This window comes from Streptomyces sp. NPDC014801 (genome assembly GCF_043082085.1).
In the GTDB taxonomy this organism is placed as follows: Bacteria; Actinomycetota; Actinomycetes; order Streptomycetales; family Streptomycetaceae; genus Streptomyces.
Genome location: NZ_JBIBXG010000015.1, coordinates 135,576 through 157,204 on the forward strand (window position 1 = coordinate 135,576; position 21,629 = coordinate 157,204).

Sequence of the window (21,629 nt, forward strand, 5' to 3'; positions counted from 1 at the left end):
AGGGACTCCTTCGAGCCGACTCTAGTAACTAACGAGTTGGTTGGATGATGGGAGAACAGTCTGGACGACGACTCGATTCCCTGGCAACCAAACAGTTAGTTACTCCAGGGGCTACCCTGGCCTCATGGCAGCAAGGGACCCCGAGGCCACCAAGGCCCGCATCTTCGACGCAGCCGTCGCCGAGTTCGCCCGGCACGGCATCGCGGGCGCCCGCATCGACCGCATCGCGAGCGAGGCGAAGGCCAACAAACAGCTGATCTACGCCTACTACGGCAACAAGGCGGAGCTGTTCTCGCAGGTCCTCGGCCGCTGCATGGTCGACCTCGCCGCCGCCGTCCCGGTCGACCCGGACGACATCGAGGGCTGGCTGGACCGCCTCATGGACTACCACGCCGCCCACCCCGAACTGCTGCGCCTGCTCTACTGGGAGGGCATCGAGTACGGCACCGCCGAGCTGCCCGACGAGGCCGAGCGCCAGGCCCACTACGCCCGCAAGGTCGAGGCGATGCGCGACGGCCAGCGGCGCGGCGTGATCAGCGACGCGATCCCGCCCGCCGACCTGCTCCTGCTGCTCGTCGCCATGGCCAACTGGGTCACCGTCGTGCCGCAGATGAGCCGCATCCTGGTGGGCACCGAGGCCCCGGACCAGGCCCGCCTGCGCGCCTCCCTGAAGGAGGCGGCCCGCAGGATGATCAGGCCGTGAGCACGCGTCCCGCGCCCGCGGGACGTGTCGGCACGAGCCCCGCGCCCGCGGGACGCCGGCGGCGTCAGTTGGTGCCGATGCGGGCCAGCAGGTCGACGATGCGGCTCTGGACCTCCGTGCTGGTGGAGCGTTCCGCCAGGAACAGCACCGTCTCGCCCGAGGCCAGCCGCGGCAGGTCGGCCGGGTCCACGGCGGCCGTGTAGACGACCAGCGGGGTGCGGTTGAGCTGCCCGTTCGCCCGCAGCCAGTCCACGATCCCGGCCCTGCGGCGGTGCACCTGCATCAGGTCCATCACCACCAGGTTCGGCCGGAACTGCCCCGCCAGCGTCACCGCGTCCGCGTCGCTCGCCGCCCGCGCGACCTGCATCCCGCGCCGCTCCAGCGTCGCCGTCAGGGCCAGCGCGATCTCCGCGTGCTCCTCGATGAGCATCACCCGCGGCGGGTGCTGCTCGCTGTCCCGCGGCGCCAGCGCCTTCAGCAGGACCGCCGGGTCGGCGCCGTACGCCGCCTCGCGCGAGGCCTGCCCGAGGCCCGCCGTCACCATCACCGGCACCTCGGCGGCCACGGCGGCCTGCCGCAGCTGCTGCAGCGCGGTCCGGGTGATCGGCCCGGTCAGCGGGTCCACGAACAGCGCGGCCGGGAACGCCGCGATCTGCGCGTCGACCTCCTCCCGCGAGTGCACGATCACCGGGCGGTAGCCGCGGTCGCTCAGCGCCTGCTGGGTGCTCACGTCCGGGGCCGGCCACACCAGCAGCCGGCGCGGGTTGTCCAGCGGCTCCGGCGGCAGCTCGTCGTCCATCGGCCGCGGCGGGGGCGCGTCGGCGACCTCCACCGCGCCGCCCGGACCGTCCAGCGGCTCCGGGCCCTCGGCGGCGTTCTCGTCCGGCGCCCCTATGGCGTACGACCGCCCGGCGCCCTCGGTGCCCGGCGGGACCAGCCGGGACTGCCCGGCGAGCGACGGCGGCGAGGACTGCGCCGGCTGCGCCGGCCGGGGCGCTCCAGGGCCGGCGGGCGCGGGCTGCTCGGCCGTGGGGTGCGGGCGGCCCGTCTGGTCGGCGGCGCGCGTGGCGGGGTCTGGCGGCGTGCCCAGTTTCCGGCGCCGCCCGCTGCCGCCGGGCGCGTGCGGCGGCGGGGTGGCCGACGCGGGCCGCGGTGTCTGCTGCTGCGCGGGGGCGGGTGCGGGGGACTGCGCGTGGGCGGCCTGGCGGGTGAACGGCACGCCCTGCCCCAGCGTGCGCACGCTGATCGCCCGGCCCTGCGTGGAGTTCGGGTCCACCGGCCCGCCGGCCTCGGCGGGCAACGGCTGCGCGGCCCGCGCGGCCGCCGCGGCGGTGCCGGCCGGCGGCGCGGGCGTCCCCGGCGCCGGCACGGAGGCGGCCGCGTCGGCGCCCGTGCCGGTGGGGGGTACGGCGGTGGGGCCGGCCGGAGGGACGGGCGCGGCCGGGGCCGCCCCGGCGGGGGGCAGCGGTCCCGTCGCCTGCGGACCGGTCGCGTTCGGCGGTACGGCGGCGGGGGCCGCGGGCGGCACGGGGGCGCCCGCGTTCGGCGGTACCGGTGCGGCCCCGGCCGGGGGCAGCGGTCCCGTCGCGTGGGGCGCGGCCGGGTTCGGTCCGGTCGCGTGCGGGGGTACGGCGGTTCCGGCGCCCGGCGTGGCGTCGCCGGCGGGCCACTGCTGCGGGGCGGGGGTGCCCTGCGGCGGGGTGACCTGGCCGGGGGCGGCCTCGGCGGGGAGCGGCTGGGCGGCGCCCGGCGCGCCCGCCGGGTGCGGCAGCCCCTGCGCGGCGCCCGGCACGGCCATCGGGTGCGGCACGCCCTGTGCGGGAACCGGCTGGGGCACGCCCTGTGCGGGAACCGGCTGGGGCGCCGCCTCTCCGGTGCCTTGCGCGGGCAGCGGACCAGCCGCGTGCGGGGTCGCCTGCGCGACGTCCGGCTGCGCGGTCCCGGGCTGCGGAACGGCGGCGTGCGGCGCGACGGGCGCGCCCTGCGCGCCGCCGGCCTGCGGCGGAACGGGGACGCCGGGCGCGGCTGCGGGACCGCTCGGCATCGACGGGGCCGGGACCGGCCCGCCCGGGACGGGCTGCGCACCGGGCGCGGCGGGTCCGGCGGCCGGCTGACCCTGCGGGGTCTGCGGGGCCTGCGGGGCCTGCACCGGCGCCTGACCCGGCAGCGGCTGCCCGGCCGCGTCCGGAACGCCCGGCACGCCCGCGGTGCCCTGCGGCGGGACGACGGGTACGGCCGGGGACTGTGGGGCCAACGGGCCGGGGAGCGCCGGGTTCGCCGGGTTCGCTGCAGGCACGGCGGCGGGGTCCGTGGGGTTCACCGCGAACGGAGGACCCGCCGGGGTCGCCGCAGCGCCCGCACCGGCCGGACCGGACCCGGCGCCGGAAGCGTCACCGGCGACGGGAGCCCCACCAGGCGCGGGCACCGGCGCACCAGGCACCGCAACCCCAGGAGCCGCAGCGGCACCAGCGGCACCCGGCACCCCCGGTCCGGCGCCCGGAACCGGCACGGCGCCGCCGGGTGAAGCACCCCCGGCAGCCCCGGAAGCCCCGTCCGGTCCCGCAGCGGGACCCGCCACCGCCCCGTCCTCGGCGGTCCCCGCCGCACCTTCCGGCGGCAGGGCCACCGCGCGGCGGCGCCGCCCGGACGGCGGGTTGGTGGGATGCGGCTGCGGCGGGGTGTGGTCGCCGGAAGGGTCGTGCGGCGCGGTGTCGTGCCGCTCGTGACCGATGAGGGCGTCCGCGGGCACGCCCGGCGCGGGCACCGGCACCGGCATGGCCTGCGCGGCCCCCTGGTCCGGCGCGTCGGGGCCGCCGTCGGCCGGGCGGTCGGCGTCGGCGGGGGGAAGGGCGAAGACGGTACGCGGCCCGGCCTCCTGTGCGGCGGCGCGTTCCTGCGCGGCGGCGAGGGCGCGGCGCCGGCGCCCCGTCGGCTGCGCCTCCGCGGCTTCCGTCCCGGCCGCGGGCAGCGCCGGCGGCAGCGCGTTCTGTCCGCCGTCGACGGCGCGCCGGGCCCGCCGGCCGGACGGCTCGGGCATGCCCTGCGGCGGAACGGTCCCGCCGGCGGGCACCCCCTGCGGCGGTACGGTCCCGCCCAGACCGCTCCCGGCGGCCGCGGTGCCCGCGGCGTGCTCGGCGGCCGTCACCACGGCACCCTCGGCCGGGGCGCCCGTGTCGTGCTGCGGGGCCGCGGCGCGGCGCCGCCGGCCCGTGCCACCGCCGGCCGGCTCCAGGGCCGCCCGCTCGGCGGGCGCCTCCTCCTGGGGCGCGGCCGCACGCCGGCGCCGCCGCCCCGTACCGCCGGAGGCCTCGCCGGAGCCGGACGGCTCCTCGGGTCCGTCGGCCTCCAGGAACGCGTCGGTCGACGAGCGCCGGGCCCGCCGCCGGCCGCCGCCGGAGGTCTGCCCGCCCGCGGTCCCGCCGTCGGCCGGCGCCTCGAACGCGCCCCCTTCCGCGGCGTCCGCCCCGGCGGCCTGCGGGGTGTCCGTGACGGCTCCCGCCCCGCCCCCGAGGGGGACTTCGAGGACGTAGGCGCTGCCGCTCATGCCGGGCACCTCGTGCGTCTGCAGCACCCCGCCGTGGGCGCGGACGATCCCGCGCACGATCGGCTCGTGCACCGGGTCTCCCCCGGCGTACGGCCCGCGCACCTCGATCCGCGCGACCTCGCCGCGCTGCGCCGCCGCGACGACGACGGTGTTGTCCAGGTAACCGCCCGTCGACACGGGCGCGTTGCCGGTGGCGTCCACGCCGGCGACGTCCGCGACGAGATGCGCGAGCGCGGTCGCCAGCAGCCGTGCGTCCACCTCGGCCTCGATGGGCGGCGCGTGGACCGCGAACTGCACCCGGCCGGGCCCGATCAGCTCCACGGCGCCGTCGACCCCGGCGGCGACGACGGCGTCGAGCATCACCTTGGTGCGGGCGATCTGCCGGCCGTCGGCGTCGAGCCGCTGGTAGCCGAGGACGTTGTCGATGAGGGTGGTGATCCGCGAGTACCCGGCGGACAGGTGGTGCAGGACCTGGTTGGCCTCGGGCCACAACTGCCCGGCGTCGTCCGCGGCGAGCGCGGCCAGTTCACGGCGCAGTTCCTCCAGCGGCCCGCGCAGCGAGGTGCCCAGCAGGGTCACCAGCTGCTCGTGCCGGGCGGCCAGCGCCTCGTAGCGGTCCTTCTCGCGTTCGCCGAGGGCGGCGTAGCGCTCCTCGCCGGCGGCGAGTTCCTCGGCGTGCTTCTCGCGCAGCTCCTCCAGCTCCGTGACATGGCTCTGGCGCAGCGCGGTCAGGTCGGAGGCGTGCTCCTCGGAGAGCTTCTCCAGCTCCTCGGCGTGCGCCTTCTCCAGCGCCGCCTTCTCCTCGGCCAGCGCCTCGTAGGGCCGCCGGTCGGTGAACGTCATGACGGCGCCGACGAGCTGGTCGCCGTCGCGCACCGGCGCGGTCGTCAGGTCGACCGAGACCTTCTCCCCGCCCTTGGACCACAGCACCTGGCCGCGCACCCGGTGCTTGCGCCCGGAGCGCAGGGTGTCGGCGAGCGGCGACTCGTCGTACGGGAAGGGGGTGCCGTCGGCGCGCGAGTGCAGGACGAGGCCGTGCAGCTCCTTGCCGCCGAGGTCGCTGGCGCGGTAGCCGAGGATCTGCGCGGCGGCCGGGTTGACGAGCACGATCCGCCCGTCGGTGTCGGTGCCGACGACGCCCTCGGCGGCGGCCCGCAGGATCATCTCGGTCTGCCGCTGCGACCGCGCGAGTTCCGCCTCGGTGTCGATGGTCCCGGACAGGTCGCGGACGACGAGCATCAGCAGTTCGTCGCCGGTGTAGCCGTAACCGTCGTACGCCTGCTGGCCGTTCTCCAGGTTCGCACTGGTGACCTCGACCGGGAACTCGGTGCCGTCGGTGCGCCGGGCGATCATCCGGGTCGGCTTGGTGCGGGCCCGCGGGTCGATGTGGTCGGGCCGCCGCATGGAGCCCGGGATCAGCTTGGAGTCGAAGTCGGGCAGCAGGTCGAGCAGCCCGCGCCCGACGAGGGCGGTGCCGGGCGTCTCGAAGGCCTCGAGCGCGATGGTGTTGGCGTTGACGACGGTGCCGTTGGCGTTGACCAGCACCAACGCGTCGGGCAGCGCGTCCAGTATGGCTGCGAGGCGAGCAGCGCCTCGGGATGGCCTGCTGCTCACGAGACGCTTCCTCCCTGTTACCGCACCTTGCCGACCGCTCGGGCCATCTTGCCAACCGGCCCGCGGCGTGTCACGCGGGGGAGTCTACGGGCAGCCGTTGCGGTAGCGATGCCGGACGATCCGGTTGCCCGGGCGCCCCCGCGCGGACGCCCGCCGGGGCGCAGGTCAGTCCCGTACGTCGGGCAGCAGCGGCACGAAACGGTCCCAGCGGCCGATCTCGCAGCCGTCGCTGCGGTCGAAGCGGGCGTCGACGGGACGCCCGGCCCAGGTGCCGGTCACATGGGCGGTGGCCGGGCCGCCGTACTGCATGGTGCACATGCTGTCCTGCGGGACCGGTGCGAAGGTCTCCTGGCCCCAGCGGGTGTTGCGGTCCAGGGCCCGGCAGGCGCCGGCCGCGTCCGGGTGGCTGCCGCCGTCCGGGTGGCACCGCACCTCGTAGGTCCCGTCCCGGCCGGGCCCGGCGCCGTGCACGGTGACGAGGAGGTGGTCCCCGCTCGGGGCGCGGTCCTCGTCGCGGACCGGCGGCGGCACGAGCGGGCCGCCCGCGGCCGCGCCGCTGTGCCCGTACGCCACGGAGGGCGCAGCGGACAGCGAGCCGGCGGCCAGGGAGACGGCGGCGAGGACGAGGACGCGGCGCAGCGCGCGGGGCGTGCCCTGGGGCATGACGTGTCTCATGACCTGCCTAACGCGGTCCGCGACGGGACGTTGCGCCGCACCGAAAGGGCTTTGCCCTGGGACCTGTCTGCCTAGTACCGTGGGAGCCGATTGGTGGCACGACGCTCGACTGTGTCATCATCTGCACGCACCACTCGCGCTCGCGCGGGCGGCTGTGCTGGAGGCGTCGCCTAGTCCGGTCTATGGCGCCGCACTGCTAATGCGGTTTGGGTCTTACCACCCATCGAGGGTTCAAATCCCTCCGCCTCCGCGTCAGATCACCGAAGCCCCGGTCCCGAGGACCGGGGCTTCGTCGTTCCCGGGCCTTGCCTTCGGCGGTTTCGTGGTTCCGCGGCGCGGCGGGCGCGGGGGCCGCGCGTCCCCCTCTCGATCGCGCACCATCGCGTTTCCGCAGGTCAGAGTGGGTGCGGGAATCGGATTTCACATGTCGGCGGCAGTCATGTAATGTTCTTCCTGTCGCCGCGAGCGGGCCGAAAGGAACGAAAGCGGGGGCGAAACAAATGAACAAGCACTCGTAGCTTAACGGATAGAGCATCTGACTACGGATCAGAAGGTTGCAGGTTCGAATCCTGCCGAGTGCACACAGAACAGAGGCCCCGGAGAAATCCGGGGCCTCTGGCGTTTCCGCCGACGGCCGACGGCCGACGCCCGGTGGCCGGTGGGCCCGGTGGCTCTGGTCGGCGGGGCGCCGGGGTCAGCCCCCTGCCGGGGTGCGGGTGATGTCCGACGGCTGCATCGTCCGCTTCACCAGGGCGTGGGCCGTCTCGGCGAGGCTGACGCGGTGGTGGGCCGCGTGGTCGCTCAGACGGCGGCCGGCCTCGGCGATGGAGATGTCGGCGTAGGCGGCGAGCATGCCCTTGGCGATCTCCAGGGTGGCCTTGGCGACGAGGGCGCTCTGCACGCGCGTGATGACGTCGTCGGCGCGGGTCGGCTCGGTCGACCAGTGCATCAGGGACAGCGCGGCGGAGTCGGCCAGCGCCTGCGCGAGGAGCGCGTCGTCCTCGGGGAGCGCGCCGACGTGGTGCTTGAGCAGGGTCAGCGCGCCGAGCGGCCGCTCGTGCAGCCGTACCGGAACGGTGTGCAGCGACCAGTAGCCGCTCTCGATCATCGCGTCCACGAGTTCGGGCCAGCGGTCCGTCTCCGTGGTGATGTCGGGGATGTCCCGCGACGTGCCGGTGCGGAAGCACTCCATGCACGGGCCGCGGCCCGTCTGCATCTGGAGGAGCTCGATGAACGCGGCCTCCTCCTCGGTCGCTGCCATCGTCGTCAGGGTGCCCCGGGCGTCCGCCATCATGACCGCCGCCGCACCCACGTCCAGCAGCGCCTGGCACGTGTGGACCAGGCGGTCGAACAGACGCAGGGGATCGAACTCGGCCGCATACGTGTCCGCCAGGTCGACGAAAGCCTGCGCCAGCTCTCGCTCGCGGTTCATGCTCGCCTCCCGGGCGGGCTCGGTTGTGGGCTGTGCTCAGTCATGGCGGATGTCGAGGGTGCGGGCGATGACCGCCCGTGCGATCTCGGTCGTGGTGCGGCCCTGTGCGAAGGCCCGGGCCCGCAGCAAAAGCACGGCTTCCTCCACCCCGACGCCGAGCTGCACCATGATCATCCCGGTCGCCTGGTGAACCTCCTCACGGTCCGCTTCCGCCCCCTGTAGCCACGTTACGACGCCATTGGCCCCAGAAGAAGCGTGGTCCAGCGCGATCACGGCCAAGGTGACCGCGTCGGCGACCAGCAGCGCCGTCCCCACCTGGCCGTCGCTCGGCGATCCCGCCTCCCGCCGGTACAGATCGAGCGTGCCGAGCGGGGTGCTCGCGACCGTTAGCGGCACCGAGAAGACGGCCTGGGCGCCCGCCTTGGCCGCCTGGTCGCAGAACAGCGGCCAGCGCCGGGTGTCGGGATCGCGGGTGAGGTCCGGCGCGAACACCGGGGCGCGCAGCCGGACAGCTTCCGCGCAGGGGCCTTCGCCGAGGGTGTACTGGATCTCCGCGATCCGGGTCGCCACGGTGTCGCTGGCGAACAGCACGACCCCCGTGTCCGGGTCCTGGCCGAAGACGGACACCGACAGGCCGGAGGCCCAGGGCAGCAGCCCCACGCAGGCCTGGCACAGCGCTTCCGGCACCTCCGCGGGCGGCAGACCGCGCACGCCGGTGATGAGCTCGCGGGCGATACGGGCGCGCTTGGCGTCGGTCTCCCCTTCGTAGTCGTCGCCCCCGAAGGCGTCACCGGTCACCGCCACCGCCGTCACCTCCCGCGGGCGTGCTCACCACCTGGTTGCACCGATCTTGCCTCACAGCCCGCGTCCCTGCGGCGGAAGCGACCGGGACGCCGTGTCTCGGACGACGGTCTGCCAGAGGCGGGTCCCCTCCGCCCGAGCAGGGGAAACCTTTCGGCCTTCGGCTGGGGCGGTCCTGTCAGTGGCTGCCCCTACCCTCGGCAGGGATGGCACAGCAGTGGCGATGCGCGGGGATGCGGTGGGCGGCCGACGGCCCGGCGCTGATCTGGGACGGGGGCCGGCGCAGCGCGCTGACCCCGGGCAGGACGGTGGCCTTCGGGGTGGAGGAGGGGGGCGCGCGGACGTGCGTGGGGGCGCGCGGGAACCCCTGCCCGGCGCGGCGGCCGGTGCCCGCGCGCACTACCGGCGCGCGGTGCGGTGAGTGCGCGCGACTGGACCGGGCGCACTCCGTGGCCGCGGACACCCTGGCCGACGACCCCCGGCCCTACCGGGTCTACCTGGCCTGGTTCGGGCCCGGCCTGGTCAAGGTGGGGATCACCGCCGTCGAGCGGGGCTCCGCCCGGCTGCTGGAGCAGGGCGCGGTGTGCTTCACCCCGCTCGGTACCGGGCCGCTGATGGCGGCGCGGCGGGCCGAGGAGACGCTGCGGGCGGCGTTCGGAGTGCCCGACCGCATCCCGTACGCCGAGAAGCGTGCCGTGCGGGCCGCGCTGCCCGCGAGCGAGGAGGAGCGGGCCGCCGAGATCGCCGCCCTGCACGCCCGGGCCCTCGCCCTGCCCGGGTGGCCCGAGTCGCTCACACCCGAGCCGCTGCGGCCCGTCGACCACGTCCGCCTCTTCGGGCTGGACACCGCTCCCGCCGCCGCCGGGGAGATCACCGAGCTGGCCGCCGGGGGCGCCGTCGGCGGGCGCCTCGTCGCCGTGGCCGGGCCGGACCTGCACCTGCTCACGGGCGACGGCACCGTCGTCGTGCTCGACACCCGGCTGATGACCGGCTGGGATCTGGTGCCCGCCGCCGGCGACCGGCCCGCGTTCCCCGTACGGCTCCTCGCCCGGCCCGCCGCCCACGCACAGGACGAGCTGTTCTGACCCCGGGTAAAGACTTGGATCCCGCACGGATCCCTTTCGGCAAGGGCCCTGGCCCACCGGCCGGGGCACCGGTCACCGTGGACGCCATGAGCGATCAGCCGATCACCCCTGTCCCCGCCCACGAACCCCCCTACTACGTCGCCGTCTTCACGTCCCTGCGCACCCCCGACGAGTCCGGATACGCCGAAACCGCCACCCGCCTGGGTGAGTTGGTCCAGGAGATACCCGGCTACCTCGGCGAGGACTCCGCCCGCACCCCCGGCGGGCCGGCCGTCACCGTCGCCTACTTCCGCGACCTCGCCGGGATCGAGCAGTGGCGCCGTCACGCCGAGCACCGCGCCGCGAAGGAACGCGGGCGCCGGCAGTGGTACGACCGGTACTCCGTGCACATCGCCCGCGTCGAGCAGAGCCACAGCTTCCGCCGGACCGGCACCACCTGAGCCGGGAGCCCCACCTGAGCCTGAGAGCCCCACCTGAGCCTGAGAGCCCCCCTGAGCCTGGGAGCCCTGCCTGAGCCCGGGAGCCGCGCCTGATCCTGGGAGCGCCACCGCAGCCCGGGAGCGCCACCTCAGCCAGGGAGCCCCACCGGTTCCCTGAGAGCCCCCTGTGTGTTTCTCAGGGAAATCACAGACAGGCGAAAGCCTCCTCTCAGAGGTCGCGGACAAGGTGTCACCATGACCACGACCTCGCCCCAGGGGCGCACCGAACTGCTGAGGCCGGACGGGAGCCCCGTCCGGGTGCTTGTGGTGGACGACGAGCTGTCGATCACCGAGCTGCTGTCGATGGCGCTGCGCTACGAGGGCTGGCAGATCCGCACCGCGGGGGACGGGCAGGGCGCCCTGCGCACCGCGCGGGACTTCCGGCCCGACGCCGTCGTGCTCGACATGATGCTGCCCGACATGGACGGGCTGTCCGTCCTCGGGCGGCTGCGTCGCGAGCTGCCGGACGTGCCCGTCCTCTTCCTCACCGCGAAGGACGCCGTCGAGGACCGGATCGCCGGGCTCACCGCGGGCGGCGACGACTACGTCACCAAGCCGTTCAGCCTGGAGGAGGTCGTCGCCCGGCTGCGCGGACTCATCCGCCGCTCCGGCGCCGCCGACCGGCGCTCGGACTCGGTGCTCGTCGTCGGCGACCTCATGCTGGACGAGGACAGTCACGAGGTGTCCCGCGGCGGGGACAACATCCACCTCACCGCCACCGAGTTCGAGCTGCTGCGCTTCCTGATGCGCAACCCGCGGCGCGTGCTCAGCAAGGCGCAGATCCTCGACCGGGTGTGGTCCTACGACTTCGGCGGGCAGGCCAACGTCGTCGAGCTGTACATCTCCTACCTGCGCCGGAAGATCGACGCCGGACGCGAGCCGATGATCCACACCCGCCGCGGCGCCGGCTACCTGATCAAGCCCGCGGCGTCATGAGCGGACGACGACGGCCGCGGACGCGACGGCGGGGGCGACAGCCGCGCACGCTGCGGACGCGGCTCGTCGTCGCGTCGCTGACGCTGATCGCGGTGGTGTGCACGGTGATCGGCACGGTCACCACCCTCGCCCTGCGCCAGCACCTCGTCGACCAGCTCGACGGCAAGGTCAGGGACATCGCCATGCGGGCGGCGGGCGGCCATTTGCCCGACCGGCCGGACGACCCGCCGCAGACGCTCGTCCCGGCGAGTGAGCGGATCGCCAAGCTCGTCACCCAGGGGCCGATCCAGTCGGGGACCGTCGCCGCCTCCGTCACCGGCGCCACCGTCACCAGCGCCGCCGTGGGGGAGCGGACGAACGACAGCAACGGCGCCTTCAAGGACATGAACGCCGTCGCGCTGAACACCGCGCAGAAGGCCGCGCTCGCCGCCGTCCCCCAGGACGGCCGCGCCCACTCCGTCGACCTGCCCGGCCTCGGCGACTACCGGGCGCAGTACATCCAGAGCTTCGACCGCACCGAGGCGTACTACGTGGCCCTGCCCACCGCCGACGTCACCGGAACCGTCGACACCCTGGTCCTGGTCGAGGTGAGCGTCACCGCCGCCGGTCTCGTCGCCGCCGGGATCGCCGGGTCCGTGCTCGTCGGGGTCGCCACCCGCCCGCTGCGCAGGGTCGCCGCGACCGCCACCCGGGTCTCCGAACTGCCCCTGCACTCCGGCGAGGTGAACCTCTCCGAGCGGGTCCCGGAGTCCGAGTGCGACCCGCACACCGAGGTCGGCCAGGTCGGCGCCGCCCTCAACCGCATGCTCGACCACGTGCACGGCGCCCTGCACGCCCGCCAGCGCAGCGAGACACGGGTGCGGCAGTTCGTCGCCGACGCCAGCCACGAGCTGCGCACCCCGCTCGCCTCCATCCGCGGCTACGCCGAACTGACCCGGCGCGGCCGCGAGCAGGTCGGCCCCGACACCCGGCACGCCCTCGGGCGTATCGAGTCCGAGGCCGGGCGGATGACCCTGCTCGTGGAGGACCTGCTGCTGCTGGCCCGCCTCGACGCCGGCCGGCCGCTGAGCTTCGAGCACACCGACCTCGTGCCGCTCGTCGTCGACACCGTCAGCGACGCGCGCGCCGCCGGACCCGCGCACGTGTGGCGGCTGCAGCTGCCCGACGAACCCGCCCTCGTCCTCGCCGACCCCGCCCGGCTCCAGCAGGTCCTGGTCAACCTGCTGGCCAACGCCCGCACCCACACCCCGCCCGGTACGACCGTCACCGCGCGCGTGCGCACCGGCGGGCCCTGGCTGTGCGTCGACATCGAGGACGACGGGCCGGGCGTCCCCCCGGACCTGCTGCCGCACGTCTTCGAACGGTTCGCCCGCGGCGACTCCGCCCGCTCCCGCGCCACCGGCTCCACCGGGCTCGGCCTCGCCATCGTGCAGGCCGTCGCGAGCGCGCACGGCGGCGCCGTGACCGTCGACAGCGCCCCCGGCCGGACCGTGTTCACCGTGCACCTGCCCGCGCTCGCCCCCGCGCTCCCGCAGCCGGGACCGGACTCACAGGTACGGCACAGCGCCACCACACGGGTGCAACAGGGCGCCTGACAACAGTCGTTCGCATGCGAACCGACTCTTCTCCCGGCACCCTGCCGGCGCGGGAGCACCTCCCGGCCGTGTCCGCCGGAACGCCTGTCCTGGACGTAGTGATCCCCGTCTACAACGAGGAGAAGGACCTCCGCCCGTGCGTCGAGCGACTGCACGAGCACCTCACCCGGACCTTCCCGTACGCCTTCCGCATCACCATCGCGGACAACGCGTCCACCGACGCCACCCCCCTGGTGGCGGCGCGGCTGGAGCAGCGCATCGAGCAGGTGCGGGTCCACCGGCTGGAGCTCAAGGGCCGCGGGCGCGCCCTGCGGGCCGTCTGGTCCGCCTCGGACGCCCCCGTCCTCGCCTACATGGACGTCGACCTGTCCACCGACCTGAACGCGCTGCTGCCGCTGGTGGCGCCGCTGATCTCCGGCCACTCCGACCTGGCGATCGGCTCCCGGCTCAGCCGCGCCTCACGCGTCGTGCGCGGCCCCAAGCGGGAGTTCATCAGCCGCGCCTACAACCTCATCCTGCGCGGATCCCTCCAGGCCCGCTTCTCCGACGCCCAGTGCGGCTTCAAGGCGATCCGCAACGACGTGGCCCGGGTGCTGCTGCCGCTGGTGGAGGACACCGGCTGGTTCTTCGACACCGAGATGCTGGTGCTCGCCGAGCGCGCGGGGCTGCGCATCCACGAGGTGCCGGTCGACTGGGTCGACGACCCCGACTCGACCGTGCACATCGTCCGGACCGCGACCGACGACCTCAAGGGCGTGTGGCGGGTGGGCAGGGCGCTCGCCACCGGCTCACTCCCGCTGGACCGGCTCGCCCGGCCCTTCGGCGACGACCCGCGCGACCGGGAGATCGAGGACGTACCGAAGGGGCTGGCCCGCCAGCTCGTCGGGTTCTGCGTGGTCGGCGGCCTGTCCACGCTGTTCTACCTGCTGCTCTACAGCGGCTTCCGCACGGTCACCGGCTCGCAGCTCGCCAACGCGTGCGCCCTGCTGGTCTCCGCGGTCGCCAACACGGCCGCCAACCGCCGCCTCACCTTCGGGGTGCGCGGGCGCGGCGGGGCCGTACGGCACCAGGCGCAGGGACTCGTCGTGTTCGGCATCGGCCTGGCCCTGACCAGCGGCTCGCTCGCCGCGCTCGGGGCAGCCACCGCGCGGCCCGCGCACTCCACGGAACTCGCCGTGCTGATCGCCGCCAACCTCGCGGCGACCGTGCTGCGGTTCCTGCTCTTCCGCGCCTGGGTGTTCCCGGAGCGGGAGACCACGCCCGTCCGCGCCGGTGACACCGCGGACACCACCCGGCCGGACGCCACGTCGCAGCTGCAGCCCGTGCGTCCGTACGACACCGACCCGAGGGACCACCGATGACCACCCACAGCTCTGACGACGTGGCCACCTGGGGCCCGCCCCCGACCGCTCCCCCCACCTCCGCTCCCCCCTCCTCGGCCCCCGCGGCCTCCGCCGCGCACGGCGAGCCCGGCGCCACGCCCCCCGCGGCCGACGACGACGGTCCCCGGCCCGCCGACCCGCGCTGGGCGCGCCCCGCGTTCCTCGGTCTGCTGCTGGCGACCGGCCTGCTGTACCTCTACGACCTGAGCGCCTCCGGGTGGGCCAACTCCTTCTACTCGGCGGCCGTCCAGGCCGGCAGCAAGAGCTGGAAGGCCTTCTTCTTCGGCTCCCTGGACGCGGCCGACGCCATCACCGTCGACAAGCCCCCGGCCTCCCTGTGGCCGATGGAGCTGTCGGTGCGGCTCTTCGGCCTGAACTCCTGGGCGATCCTCGTCCCCGAGGTGCTGATGGGCGTGGCGACGGTCGCCGTCGTGTACGCGGCGGTACGGCGTCGCTCCGGCCCGGTGGCCGGCCTGATCGCGGGCGCGGTGCTCGCGCTCACCCCGGTCGCGGCGCTGATGTTCCGCTTCAACAACCCCGACGCGATGCTGGCCCTGCTCATGGCGACCGCCTGCTACCTGGTGGTGCGCGCGCTGGAGGACGGCCGGACCAGGTGGCTGGTGTGGGCGGGCGTCGCGATCGGTTTCGCGTTCCTCGCCAAGACGTTGCAGGCCTTCCTGATCCTGCCGCCGCTGGCGCTCGTGTACGCGGTGTGCGGCCCGGTGCGGCTGCGTCGGCGGCTCGGTCAACTCGTGCTCGCGACCGTCGCGTTGGTCGTCGCCGGCGGCTGGTGGGTGGCGATCGTCGAGCTGTGGCCGGCGTCCTCGCGCCCCTACATCGGCGGCTCGCAGAACAACAGCTTCCTGGAGCTGACCTTCGGCTACAACGGGCTCGGCCGCCTCAACGGCGACGAGACCGGCAGCGTCGGCGGGGGCGGCGGCCCGGGCGGCGGCAACGGCGGCGGCATGTGGGGCGCCACCGGCTGGGACCGGATGTTCAACTCCGAGGTCGGCGGCCAGATCTCCTGGCTGCTGCCGGCGGCGCTGATCCTGCTGCTCGCCGCGCTGTGGGCGACGCGCGGGGCCCGTCGCACGTCCGTGATGCGGGGCGCGCTGCTGGTGTGGGGCGGGTCCCTGGTGACGACGGCGGTCGTCTTCAGCTACATGGCGGGCATCTTCCACCAGTACTACACGGTGGCGCTCGCCCCCTACCTCGCGGCCGTGACCGGCATGGGCGCCGGGCTGCTGTGGGAGCGGCGCCGGCAGACCTGGGCGTCGCTCGCGCTCGCGGCGGCGGCCGTGGCGGCGGCGGTGTGGGGGTACGTGCTCCTCAACCGCACCCCCGCCTACCTGCCCTGGCTGAAGTGGCTCGTCCTGGTCGGCGGTCTGACCGGCGCGCTCGGCCTGATCTTCGCGGGCCGGATCACCCGCCGGCTCGCCAGGGCCGCGGCGGCCGTCAGCGTGCTGGCCGCGCTGGCCGGTCCGACGGCGTACACGCTGAGCACGGTGAACTCCGCGCACACCGGCTCCATCCCGACGGCGGGCCCGGCGGGCGCGAGCATGATGGGCGGCCGCGGTGGCTTCCCGGGCGGCGGCATGCGCGGCGGCTTCCCGGGCGGCGCGATGCCCGGCGGACAGGGGCAGGGGCAGCAGGGCCAGCAGGGCCAGGGTCAGCCGGGGCAGGGCAACGGCTTCCCCGGCGGCGCGATGCCCGGCGGCGGTCAGGGGCAGCAGGGCCGGCAGGGCCAGGGCCAGATCCCCGGCGGGCAGAACGGCAACGGCTTCCCCGGTGGCCGTACGGGCGGCGAGGGCGGAACGGGAGGCGGGCCCGGTGGCCTGCTGAACGGCGCGACCGTCTCCGCGGCGGCCAAGAAGCTGCTGGAGACGGACGCCTCCCGGTACACCTGGGTCGCCGCGTCCATCGGCTCCCAGAACGCGGCCGGCTACCAGCTCGCCACCGGCGACCCGGTGATGGCGATCGGCGGCTTCAACGGAACCGACCCGTCGCCGACGCTCGCCCAGTTCAAGCAGTACGTAGAGGAGGGGAAGATCCACTACTTCATCGCCGGCGGCGGTATGGGCGGCGGGGGCATGGGCGGCAGCGGCACGTCGTCCCAGATCACCTCCTGGGTGGAGAGCACCTTCAAGAAGGTGACGGTCGGCTCGGCCACCTTCTACGACCTCACGCAGAAGGCGAGCGGCTGACGGAAAACGTGTTGTACACCGTATAGGGGGGCTCCTCTACGGTGTACAACAAGTCCTCGTCCCAAGGTCACCACGGCCTCGGCGTCGCCGTGCTGGGCGCCGTACTGAACGCGCGGTTCGCGGCCCTGATCCCGGTGGCCGCCTCCTCACTGCCGGCCGCGCCGGCCGTGGCGCACGGCGAGGGCGAACGCCGGAACGTGCTGGACGCCTTCTCCTCGGGGTTGCGGACCAGCCAACTCGTCGGCGCGAGCGCGGTCGTGCTCGGCGGCGTTCTGGCCGCGGTGTTGCTGCACCGCGCACAGCGGGAAGATGCGAGGACGGAATCGGACGCGGTCGCCGCCTAGCATCTTGATCGGTGACGGAAGCGAGGAAGGTGCGCCATGGCGAAGGCAGGCCAGGAGGCCAGGACAGCCGCCCGGACCAGCGTCTGGCTGGACGGCAAGGCGCGCCGCGGGCGGGGCGGCGGGCAGCCTTCCGGGCTCGACCGGGAGCGGATCACCGAGGTCAGTGTGCGGCTGCTGGACGCCGAGGGGCTGGCGAAGTTCTCCATGCGCCGGCTGGCCGCCGAGCTGAACGTGACGGCGATGTCCGTCTACTGGTACGTCGACACCAAGGACGACCTGCTCGAACTCGCCCTCGACGCGGCGTACGGCGAGATGGAGCTGCCCGATCCGGCGGACGCCGGCGTCGACTGGCGTGAGCAACTGCGGGAACTGGCCGCGCAGTACCGTGCGGTGCTGGTGCGGCACCCCTGGATCTCGCCGCTGATCGGCCGCTACCTCAACATCGGTCCGAACAACCTGGCGTTCTCCCGCGTGGTCCAGCAGGTCGTGCGCCGCACGGGCCTGCCGGTCCACCGGCTCACCAGCGTGATCGCGGCGGTCTTCCAGTTCGTGTACGGCTACGGCACCCTGGAGGGCCACTTCAACACGCGCAGCGCGGCCCTCGGGATGTCCCGCGACGAGTACTTCCGGCAGTCGGTCGCCGAGGTGAGCGAGTCCGCCGCCTTCGCCGAGGTCCTCCAGGAGTCCAAGGAGATCATGGAAGCCCGCGGCGGCGACACGGTCGAGGAGATGATGGAGCGGGACTTCGCCTACGCCCTCGACCTGCTCATCGCGGGCATCGAGGCCATGGTGCAGCGCGGCTGAGTCTCAGCCGTCCTGCTCGGCCAGCCGTGCCGGGAAGCCGCCCGTGGCGATCGGACCCCACCGCTCCGGCGTGATCCGGATGATGGACTTGCCCTGCTTGAGCATGGCCTGCCGGTACTCGTCCCAGTCGGGGTGCTCGCCGGCGATGTTGCGGTAGTACTCCACGAGCGGCTCCACGGACTCGGGTGCGTCGATCACCTCGGCGGTGCCGTCGATCTGCACCCAGGGCCCGTTCCAGTCGTCGCTCAGCACGATCACGCCGACCCGCGGATCGCGCTTGGCGTTGCGGGTCTTGGCGCGCTCCGGGTACGTGGAGACCACGATCCGCCCGGAGTCGTCCACCCCGCAGGTCAGGGGGGACGCCTGAGGGCTTCCGTCACCGCGCCGGGTCAGCAGCAGAGCGCGGTGGCGGGGCCGTACGAAGTCCAGCAGCTCGTCGAGGGACACACGGGTGTTGGTCGCGATATTCGGTGCCATGCCCGCAGCCTAGGCCGCGGGCACCCCGTCTGCCTGACCCTGGCGTGCCTACGCCTGCGGCAGCGTGTCGCCCTGGACCGCCTGGATGTCCAGCTCGACCTTCAGGGTCGTGCCGATCGCGGCGATGCCGGCCTGGAGGACCTGGTTGTAGTTCATCGCGAAGTCCTCGCGGTGCAGTTCCGTCGTGGCGCGGAACGCGGCCCGCGTGCCGCCCCACGGGTCGGCGCCCGAGCCCAGGTAGGCGAGGTCGAGGTCGACGGGCCGCAGCACGCCGTGCATGCCCAGCTCGCCGTGGACGGTCCACCGGTCCGGCCCGGCGGCGGTGAGGCCCGTGGACCGGTAGGTGATCTCGGGGTACGCGGCGACGTCCAGGAAGTCCGGCGAGCGCAGGTGGTCGTCGCGCATCTTGTTGCCGGTGTCGATGGACGCGGCCTGGATGACCGCCTCGACCCGGGACTTGGTGACGTCGTCCGGGGCGATCTCGATGGCGCCGGAGAAGTCCGTGAACCGGCCGCGCACGCTGGAGATGCCCAGGTGCTGGGCGATCGCGCCCACGGAGGAGTGGACCGGGTCGATCGTCCACGGCCCGGGCGGCGGCAGTTCCGTGCCGCCCTGCCGGGCCAGCGTCACCGTGCCGACCTCGGCGCGCCCGCTCGCGGTGACGATCGCGCTGGAGGCGGCCGGCGCGTAGCCGACGGCGGTGACGATGACGGTGTACGCCCCGGGGGCCAGCGCGGTCTCGTCGCGGACGGCGCCCTCCGTGTCGGCCTCGGCGCGCAGCACCTGCGTGCCGGTCATGTCGGTCACCGTGACGACCGCGTGCGACACGGCCCATCCGTCCCGGGTGCGGATCCTCGCGGTCAGTCCCATCCCGTTTCTTCTCCCTGCGAAGCTGTGCAAATCGGTCGTAAGGGTCCGGCCCGCGGCGGGGCGCGGCATCTGGGTCTCAGAGCGCGCTCGCCCGCCGCGGGCCGGGGCCGGATTACTCGCCGGGGTGGGCGAGCTCGATGTCGTGGTCGTCCACGCCGGTGCCGTTGACGGTCAGCGCGGTCGCCACCGGCGGGTAGCCCGTCGCGATGACGGTGTACTCGCCGCTGTCCAGGTCGGTGAAGGCGTACGCCCCGTCCGTCCCGGTGGTCGCGGTGCCGACGACGTTGCCGGCAGCGTCGACCAGGGTCACCCGGGCGTCGGCCAGCGGGCCGTGCGGGGCCTTCACGACGCCCTGGACCTGGGCGCCGGTCTCCAGGTCGACCTCGATGCGGGTCACGCCGGTGCCGCCGACCTCGACGGGCAGCGCGCGCGGCCGGTAGCCGGCGGCGTTGACCGCGATGGTGACGGTGCCGGGGACCAGCTCCGCGAAGGAGAACTCGCCCTGCTCACCGGTGGCGGCACTGGCCAGCAGGTCACCGCGCACATCGGTGACGACGACCATCGCGTCCTTGACCGGCAGCGCCGACTCGGCGGCCCGCACCACACCGGTCAGACCGCTGGTGCCGGACAGCAGGATGTCGTACGCGACCGGCTCGTCGCCGACGACGATCGTGGACGCCTGCGGCTGGAAACCGTCCGCGGAGGCGATCAGGACGTAGGACCCGGCACCCGGCGCGTGGACCGCGTAGGAGCCGTCGGCCTGCGCCACCGAGCGGCCGAGCTGCCGGCCGGCCAGCGAGATCAGCGTGACGGCGGCCTGCGGGACGGGCGCGCTCTCCGCGCCGCGGACGAAGCCGCGGACCGGGATGCCGCCGGAGGCGGCCGGCTCGTCCCGCTCGATGGTGGCCACGGCGGCGAGCTGCCGCGTACCGTCCGCCGCGGCGTCCGCGCCGGACGCGGCCTCGGTGTCCGAGGCGGCCTTCGCCCAGCTGGGGGCCTTGTCCTGGGCCGGCTCGGCCGGGGTGGCGGCACCCTCGGCGACGACGGGGGCGGCGGCGGGGGCCGCGGCCTCGGCGTTCGCCTCGGCGGCCTGCGCCAGGGCACCACTGGTGCGCAGCGGGACCTCCTTGATGAACAGGGTCACGAGGAAGGCGAGGAACGCGATCGGCGCGACGTACAGGAAGATGTCGCCGATGCCGTGCCCGTAGGCGCCTTCCAGCCAGTTGCGGATCGGGCCGGGCAGCGCGTCCATGTCGGGCAGCGTGCTGCCGCCGGCGGCCTTGGCCGCGGCCATCTGCTCCTTCGGGCTGAGCTGCCCGATGGTGTCCTTGGCGTAGTGGCTGATCCGGGTGGTCATCACCGAGCCCAGCACGGAGACGCCGACCGCACCGCCGAGGGAGCGGAAGAAGGTGACCGTGGAGGACGCGGAGCCGAGGTCGCGCGGGGCCACCTGGTTCTGCGTGGACAGCACGAGGTTCTGCATCATCATGCCGACGCCGAGACCCATCAGCGCCATGAAGATCGCCAGGTGCCAGTACGGGGTGTCGTAGCGCATGGTGCCCAGCAGGCCCAGGCCCGCGGTCAGCAGCACACCGCCGGAGACCAGCCAGGCCTTCCACTTGCCGGTGCGGGTGATGACCTGGCCGGAGACCGTGGACGACACGAACAGGCCGCCGATCATCGGGATGGTCATGACGCCGGACATCGTCGGGGACTTGTCCCGGGCCAGCTGGAAGTACTGGCTGAAGAAGACGGTGCCCGCGAACATCGCGATACCGACGAACAGCGAGGCGATCGAGGCCAGCGTGATCGTGCGGTTCTTGAACAGGCGCAGCGGGATGATCGGCTCGCTGGCCTTGGTCTCGGTGAAGACGAACAGCAGCGTCAGCACCACCGCGCCACCGACCATGACACCGGTCTGCCAGGACAGCCAGTCGTACTTGTCGTCGGCGAAGGTGACCCAGATCAGCAGCAGGCAGACGGCGGCGGTGATGAAGAAGGCGCCGGCCCAGTCGACCTTGACCTTGCGCTTGGTCTCCGGCAGGTGCAGCGTCTTCTGCAGCACCACCAGGGCGATCAGCGCGAACGGCACACCGACGTACAGGCACCAGCGCCAGCCCAGCCAGTCGGTGTCGGTGATGACACCGCCGATGAGCGGACCGCCGACGGTGGCGACGGCGAAGGTCGCGCCCAGGTAGCCCGAGTAGCGGCCGCGCTCACGCGGGGAGATCATCGCGGCCATGATGATCTGCGCCAGGGCGGACAGACCGCCGGCGCCGATGCCCTGCACGGCACGCGCGGTGATCAGCATGCCGGGGTTCTGCGCCAGACCGGCGACGACCGAACCCGCGATGTAGACCACGAGCGCTATCTGGACCAGGGCCTTCTTGCTGACCAGGTCGGCGAGCTTGCCCCACAGGGGAGTGGTGGCCGTCATCGCCAGCAGCGAGGCGGTCACGACCCAGGTGTACGCGCTCTGACCGCCGCCGAGGTCGGTGATGATCTCGGGCAGCGCGTTGGAGACGATGGTCGAGGACAGGATGGCGGCGAACATGCCGAGCAGCAGCCCGGAGAGCGCCTCCATGATCTGCCGGTGCGTCATCGGAGCATGGCCGCCGGGGGCGCCTCCCCCGTGCTTGGCGTGAGCCCGCACACCGGCTGGTGTGGTCGTTGCCATGGGCTTC

The 21,629-nt window shown here is 74.3% G+C and carries 16 protein-coding genes and 2 tRNA genes; 11 read left to right on the top strand and 7 right to left on the bottom strand.

From position 1 onward, the window contains the following. The first annotated feature begins 124 nt into the window (after nucleotides 1-124). Complete coding sequence (locus ACF1AL_RS33135) at nucleotides 125-703, top strand: TetR family transcriptional regulator (protein ID WP_366835106.1); 579 nt, start codon at nucleotides 125-127, stop codon at nucleotides 701-703. A gap of 64 nt (nucleotides 704-767) precedes the next feature. On the opposite strand, the gene ACF1AL_RS33140 is transcribed toward ACF1AL_RS33135, so the two are convergent. Both ACF1AL_RS33140 and ACF1AL_RS33145 read right to left on the bottom strand, forming a co-directional pair. Next, nucleotides 768-5,861, bottom strand: coding sequence for a PAS domain-containing protein (locus ACF1AL_RS33140; RefSeq protein ID WP_391828453.1), 5,094 nt, complete (start codon nucleotides 5,859-5,861; stop codon nucleotides 768-770). A 165-nt stretch (nucleotides 5,862-6,026) separates the two neighbouring features. Next, nucleotides 6,027-6,524, bottom strand: coding sequence for an SSI family serine proteinase inhibitor (locus ACF1AL_RS33145; RefSeq protein WP_366835104.1), 498 nt, complete (start codon nucleotides 6,522-6,524; stop codon nucleotides 6,027-6,029). Between the two features lie 171 nt (nucleotides 6,525-6,695). On the opposite strand from ACF1AL_RS33145, the gene ACF1AL_RS33150 reads away from it, so the two are divergent. Next, a tRNA-Ser gene (locus tag ACF1AL_RS33150) sits at nucleotides 6,696-6,786 on the top strand. A gap of 258 nt (nucleotides 6,787-7,044) precedes the next feature. Next, a tRNA-Arg gene (locus ACF1AL_RS33155) sits at nucleotides 7,045-7,117 on the top strand. Nucleotides 7,118-7,230: 113 nt separating this feature from the next. Here the strand turns inward: ACF1AL_RS33155 and ACF1AL_RS33160 are convergent. Beyond that, on the bottom strand, nucleotides 7,231-7,968 hold the full coding sequence (locus ACF1AL_RS33160) for a GAF and ANTAR domain-containing protein (protein WP_391702343.1): 738 nt from the start codon (nucleotides 7,966-7,968) through the stop codon (nucleotides 7,231-7,233). Nucleotides 7,969-8,004: 36 nt separating this feature from the next. Beyond that, complete coding sequence (locus tag ACF1AL_RS33165) at nucleotides 8,005-8,772, bottom strand: GAF and ANTAR domain-containing protein (RefSeq protein WP_391702346.1); 768 nt, start codon at nucleotides 8,770-8,772, stop codon at nucleotides 8,005-8,007. A 203-nt stretch (nucleotides 8,773-8,975) separates the two neighbouring features. On the opposite strand from ACF1AL_RS33165, the gene ACF1AL_RS33170 reads away from it, so the two are divergent. The 8 genes from ACF1AL_RS33170 (at nucleotide 8,976) to ACF1AL_RS33205 (ending at nucleotide 17,598) form a co-directional block, all read left to right on the top strand. Next, nucleotides 8,976-9,854: a DUF2797 domain-containing protein gene (locus tag ACF1AL_RS33170; protein ID WP_391828456.1), complete on the top strand. Its 879-nt coding sequence runs from the start codon at nucleotides 8,976-8,978 to the stop codon at nucleotides 9,852-9,854. 86 nt (nucleotides 9,855-9,940) lie between these two features. Beyond that, the gene (locus tag ACF1AL_RS33175) at nucleotides 9,941-10,294 is read left to right on the top strand and encodes an antibiotic biosynthesis monooxygenase family protein (protein WP_391828458.1); all 354 of its coding nucleotides are present in this window, start codon (nucleotides 9,941-9,943) and stop codon (nucleotides 10,292-10,294) included. A gap of 234 nt (nucleotides 10,295-10,528) precedes the next feature. Further along, entirely contained in the window at nucleotides 10,529-11,269 is a 741-nt protein-coding gene (locus ACF1AL_RS33180; RefSeq protein WP_384201141.1) for a response regulator transcription factor, read from the top strand. Next, nucleotides 11,266-12,864 (top strand): sensor histidine kinase, encoded by a 1,599-nt coding sequence (locus tag ACF1AL_RS33185; protein WP_391828460.1) that lies wholly within the window; start codon nucleotides 11,266-11,268, stop codon nucleotides 12,862-12,864. The genes ACF1AL_RS33180 and ACF1AL_RS33185 overlap by 4 nt, the downstream gene beginning before the upstream one ends. Before the next feature lie 14 nt (nucleotides 12,865-12,878). Continuing rightward, nucleotides 12,879-14,225 (top strand): glycosyltransferase, encoded by a 1,347-nt coding sequence (locus tag ACF1AL_RS33190; RefSeq protein WP_391828462.1) that lies wholly within the window; start codon nucleotides 12,879-12,881, stop codon nucleotides 14,223-14,225. Next, entirely contained in the window at nucleotides 14,222-16,450 is a 2,229-nt protein-coding gene (locus tag ACF1AL_RS33195; RefSeq protein ID WP_391828464.1) for an ArnT family glycosyltransferase, read from the top strand. The genes ACF1AL_RS33190 and ACF1AL_RS33195 overlap by 4 nt, the downstream gene beginning before the upstream one ends. A 41-nt stretch (nucleotides 16,451-16,491) precedes the next feature. Further along, entirely contained in the window at nucleotides 16,492-16,794 is a 303-nt protein-coding gene (locus ACF1AL_RS33200; RefSeq protein ID WP_391828466.1) for a hypothetical protein, read from the top strand. Between the two features lie 36 nt (nucleotides 16,795-16,830). Further along, a complete protein-coding gene (locus tag ACF1AL_RS33205; protein WP_366835093.1) occupies nucleotides 16,831-17,598 on the top strand; it encodes a TetR/AcrR family transcriptional regulator in 768 nt (255 codons plus the stop codon). 3 nt (nucleotides 17,599-17,601) lie between these two features. On the opposite strand, the gene ACF1AL_RS33210 is transcribed toward ACF1AL_RS33205, so the two are convergent. From ACF1AL_RS33210 to ACF1AL_RS33220, 3 genes are all read right to left on the bottom strand, one after another. Beyond that, a complete protein-coding gene (locus tag ACF1AL_RS33210) occupies nucleotides 17,602-18,075 on the bottom strand; it encodes a PPOX class F420-dependent oxidoreductase (protein WP_391658696.1) in 474 nt (157 codons plus the stop codon). Between the two features lie 48 nt (nucleotides 18,076-18,123). After that, nucleotides 18,124-18,945 carry a YceI family protein gene (locus ACF1AL_RS33215; protein ID WP_366835091.1) on the bottom strand — a complete coding sequence of 274 codons (822 nt, stop codon included), beginning with the start codon at nucleotides 18,943-18,945 and terminating at the stop codon, nucleotides 18,124-18,126. Nucleotides 18,946-19,057: 112 nt separating this feature from the next. Then, nucleotides 19,058-21,622, bottom strand: coding sequence for an MFS transporter (locus tag ACF1AL_RS33220; protein WP_391702364.1), 2,565 nt, complete (start codon nucleotides 21,620-21,622; stop codon nucleotides 19,058-19,060). Nucleotides 21,623-21,629 lie beyond the last annotated feature (7 nt).